The organism is Candidatus Thermoplasmatota archaeon (assembly GCA_030018475.1).
Taxonomy (GTDB): Archaea; Thermoplasmatota; JASEFT01; order JASEFT01; family JASEFT01; genus JASEFT01.
This window is the reverse complement of the sequence record JASEFT010000074.1, coordinates 1-4,159: the sequence shown is the minus strand read 5'-3', so window position 1 is coordinate 4,159 and position 4,159 is coordinate 1. Positions and strand designations below refer to the sequence as shown.

8 protein-coding genes are annotated in these 4,159 nt (G+C 39.4%); 6 read left to right on the top strand and 2 right to left on the bottom strand.

What is annotated here, in order from left to right:
- Positions 1-125: 125 nt before the first annotated feature.
- Complete coding sequence (locus QMD21_07300) at positions 126-578, bottom strand: hypothetical protein (protein MDI6856567.1); 453 nt, start codon at positions 576-578, stop codon at positions 126-128.
- A gap of 1 nt (position 579) precedes the next feature.
- The gene (locus QMD21_07295; protein MDI6856566.1) at positions 580-1,404 is read right to left on the bottom strand and encodes a hypothetical protein; all 825 of its coding nucleotides are present in this window, start codon (positions 1,402-1,404) and stop codon (positions 580-582) included.
- A 266-nt stretch (positions 1,405-1,670) separates the two neighbouring features.
- Between QMD21_07295 and QMD21_07290 the strand changes: the two genes are divergently transcribed.
- From QMD21_07290 to QMD21_07265, 6 genes are all read left to right on the top strand, one after another.
- Entirely contained in the window at positions 1,671-1,877 is a 207-nt protein-coding gene (locus tag QMD21_07290; GenBank protein ID MDI6856565.1) for a hypothetical protein, read from the top strand.
- 5 nt (positions 1,878-1,882) lie between these two features.
- On the top strand, positions 1,883-2,188 hold the full coding sequence (locus QMD21_07285) for a hypothetical protein (GenBank protein ID MDI6856564.1): 306 nt from the start codon (positions 1,883-1,885) through the stop codon (positions 2,186-2,188).
- Positions 2,133-2,789, top strand: a complete 657-nt coding sequence (locus QMD21_07280; GenBank protein MDI6856563.1) for a hypothetical protein — start codon at positions 2,133-2,135, stop codon at positions 2,787-2,789. Before QMD21_07285 ends, QMD21_07280 begins: the two co-directional genes overlap by 56 nt.
- Positions 2,773-3,225, top strand: coding sequence for a hypothetical protein (locus QMD21_07275; protein MDI6856562.1), 453 nt, complete (start codon positions 2,773-2,775; stop codon positions 3,223-3,225). Before QMD21_07280 ends, QMD21_07275 begins: the two co-directional genes overlap by 17 nt.
- Positions 3,222-3,428, top strand: coding sequence for an NFYB/HAP3 family transcription factor subunit (locus QMD21_07270; GenBank protein MDI6856561.1), 207 nt, complete (start codon positions 3,222-3,224; stop codon positions 3,426-3,428). Before QMD21_07275 ends, QMD21_07270 begins: the two co-directional genes overlap by 4 nt.
- Positions 3,429-3,503: 75 nt before the next feature.
- On the top strand, positions 3,504-4,159 hold a 656-nt coding region (locus tag QMD21_07265), incomplete at its 3' end, for a bifunctional DNA primase/polymerase (protein MDI6856560.1).

The following is a 4,159-nucleotide window of genomic DNA, read 5'->3' as shown; positions in this document are numbered from 1 at the left end:
TTCCGCTCCTACCACGAAAAAACAGGGTGAACGCAGAGGGTTGTAAGAAATCAAAAAGAATTAAAAAAATGGTCCGTAGGGCCTACGGTTTTTTACTGATTCATACCACTTTTTATAAGACTCGCTCAGTACAAATACTCCAGCTCTTCTTTCTCCATTTCATCGTGAGCTTTGGCAACAAGTTCTTGTAGTGGAAGGTAGCCGTATTCCTTTACTACTTTATCTATCACTTCGTCCAGCTCTTTAGGATACTCCTTACTGCTGCGCAGTCCGTCTAAAAAACGCTCACCGTAATGCGTAATTTTGTAAACGAAAAGCAGTCTATCTTCTGGTGTAAGTTTAAGGCCAACCTTGAGATAGTTATCCTCCGTCAGGTCGAAAACTATATGCGCTAAATCCAAGCTGAATGGTCCGTAATGACTTAGCTCATGGTTATATGTGAAATCAAGTAGTTTTTTCTTTTGCGCTTTTCGCTCTACCAAGTATACCAATTTTTGCATTCTGGTTTTTCCTCTTACCTCTCCAAGTTTCTCCGCAAGTAAAAGCGGAATGGCATGCGCCAAGTCGTCTTTTATCATTTTAATCCGTTCCTTTCTTATTTTTTCCTTTATTATATAGATCTTCAAACAATTTTTTATGGTTTTCAACGATGTAGCTCATGCGTGTTTGCATTAAACTGTATCTACTGCCAAAAGCGTTTGCCTTATGTGGTAGAAACATAAGCTCGTCATCTATGATAATAAATGGGTTTCCAGGCGTTGTCGTAACCACAGGCTTTAAATTTAGCTTTTTTAAAGTACCTTTTTCTTTTTTGCCAGGATTTGTACATACAATCCTGATAGAAACATTCCGCGCCAAGCAGTATTTGAGTGCAGCTATAATATTTGAGTCATTTGCCCAAGAGCAGTCGTGAGAATAAATTCTTATACTTTTTGCAGCTTTACGAAATGTGTTACAGAGCAAGTTCATCGCTGTTTCTTCAGGCTTAACTATCCAGAAACCATTTTCATCGTCATCTTGTCCTTCAGGCAGATTTTCAAAATATTCATCTATCTTTTCAATTGCTTTTCTTGCATGCTCATGTTCTTCAATAACAGATCGAAAGGCAACTCCTGGCGGTAGTAATTTATATTTACCGGTGTGTCCGCGCCCTCCTTTTCTTGTGCCCTTACTATCCACCATGGACGCAAGGCAGCCCCTCTTGGCAAGACGCTTTAAAAGTGTGCTTGCAGTGCTTTGGTGTATAGGTTGTAGATCAGTTACGTAACCCGAAGTGATAATACTCTTTTGTGATGCCGCTTTCAAACATGAAATATAAACTTTAACTTCATTTTCCGGAATCTTACTATTAGAAAGCAGATATGATTTCAGCAACTCAAACTCTTTCTCAGACAATTCGCTCATTTACAATTTAGCAATAAATAGCAACTATATATAGTTTGTTTTTCATAGCGTGAAAAGGTTTTGCCGATTGTTTTTCATGCCGTGAAAAAGAATCACTATATACTACTTCGTAGATATTATATCAAGATGATAAAAAAGTTTGAGTTGAGTTGCGTCTTGATGAGCAGCGCGGAGAAACGAGAAGAAAGAAGAACAAATCAAAGAGGTGATTTCATACGAATGAAAAATGGGATGCGAATGCTAAGCATTTAGGCGTAAAAAAGGTAGTGTACACAGAAAGCGGTAAGGAGCGCGTGCTCAAAGGCGAAACCATAGACAGGGACGACGGCTTCATTGAAGTTAAAGTTGGCGATCGGAATTTTATAGTGAATAAAAATGCAGTCTTAGTGATCAAAGACCCTGTGAATAAAGAGGAACCAATCTTAACTACTGACAGCAAAATGCGCCTGATTAAGAAACGTACTGCCGAGTGATTACTATGCAAACAATAATAGGCGGGCTGCATGTTGATGATTTTGAATATGCAGTCAGACTAGGAGATTGGCTTGGCAAGGCGCTCTTAGCGTTTCAGAGATCTGTTGATGGTTATCACTGGCAGGCAGTATATGATGATTATAAGTTGAGTTTTGAAGAGAAAAGAACTGATGAGGCAGGTGTTAGCGAAGCGATAGGAAGCGATCTGGAGAGAATTGAAGTAGACGAACAAAACAAAAAGGAGGCAGATCGCTTTGATAGATCAAAAATCCAACTCGGCACTTGCCGAAGGGAAAAGCAAGAAAGATGATTTAGAAAAATACAAGGATTTTATAATTCATATCGAACAGAAAGAACGACTACCAGATGGAACTTACAAAAGTGTTTTTAAAGAATACGTTACCGTTGCAGGGCGTCTTAAAATGTTCTGGGATGATAATACCGCCCAGGGTAAACAAGGTAGTATCTCAACACAGAAAACGTTAGAGAATGAAAAAGAGGTAGAGTTCACCGCAGTAGTTACAGGTGCAAGAGGCACTGCTACAGGGACTGCAAGAGAGTTAAAAATCGAAGGCACAAATGCAAAATCAGTTATAGAAAATTGCGAAACTTCTGCTGTTGGAAGAGCGCTTGGAAACCTCGGCTACGGCTTACTACCAGGAACATGTATAGCCCCTGCCGAAGAACTGAAAGATAGAGAACCTTTATTTTTTGCAACACCGGCACAATGTAATTTTATCAAAGACCTAATCGAAAAAGGATATTATGATGCAGAGCGCAACAAAGAGTACGTGTTAAATTTTCTAAAAGAGAATAAAGTAGAATCCATTGAAAAGCTAACAATAGAACAAGCGGACGCACTTATCAAAAAACTCGATAAATCAAAAAGGGGGTATGGATTTGCAAAATAAAAATAAACTTGAGATAGCAAAGCGCGCTGCGCTAGCTTATTTTGGCTTTTCTAAAGGGTTAGATAAATTTCCGAAAGGTGCGAGAATTTATTTCTATGACGGCTCAAGTAATAACTCCGAGCCCGGTAAAGATGCTTTCTCAGCAGCTCTTAATAAAACGATTAAAAGCGTTTGGCAAGACGAAATTGGCTCGCTATCTAAAACTGCCAGACTGAGCCTGCACGACTTTGCGTTTTATGTTAATGAGTTGCGCAAAAATTATGGAATGAATCAGTTGAGCATTAAAGTGCCTGCCGAAAGAGAGCTCTTGATTAAATTGATGAAAAAAATTGCCGAATCAAACGATTCTGTAATTCTAGTTGGATTAACATATGGGAAGGAGCAAAAATTTCTACTGGTAAATACTGCAATAGCTTTCGATAAGGAGTTAAAATGAAAGAAGCTACACTATCATTCCGAAGCGTTCATAAAATAATGAAGAACTCTGCTGAAGATATGCTGGTCAGCAAAGATGCAGTAGAACTAATGATTAAATGCGCTGCAGATTACATCAGACAGAAAACATACAAAGCGCGAGAAATTACACTGCTTAGCAAGAAACGGATAATAAAGAAAAGGGGGCTAGAACTTGCTATATAATGAAAACGAAAGCATCGTTCCGTAAGCAAAATGACAACGGTTAAAAAGGCGATGATAAAGGGGTAGGGTAAGTGTATGGAAAGTGGAAAAAACGAAACGCAGCGAGAAAGTAAAAAATGCTCTAAAAATCTTCTTGACGATATTCGTATCAACGTCATTCCTATCTGGGCGAACAGCAAGCGCCCAGCTGTAAAATGGGAGCAGTATCAGCACGAGCGCTATCCAAGAGATAAATTAAAAAATTGGATTGGCAACTTTGCAGCAGTATGCGGAAAGGTCAGCAGCAATCTTGCAATTGTAGATTTTGATGATGAAAAACTTTACACTCGTTTCTTCAAAAACGTAGAAACCTATACAGTGAGAACCCCGAATAACGGAGTTCATCTCTATTTCTACTCAAAGAAAGAAGTTAAAAAGACTCCTAAATACTTGGGTTATCCAGTCGATATTCAAGGCGAAGGCTCGTATGCACTGTGCCCGCCATCAAGCATTGAAGGAAGAGACTATGAAGTCATTAAAGATGTTGCGATTTTAGAGGCTAACGACATTTTTGCGCTGCTAAATTCGTGCTTGCCGAAACGCGAGGAGCGCGCTAAAGATTTAGAAGAGTTCAAGCGGAGAATAGATTTTTCAAATATAGTCGAGCGTTACGTGCGCTCGGAATATCAAGGCAAGGGCTACTGGCAGGGGTTCTGCCCCTTTCATGATGATAAGCCAGGAGGCTCTCCATC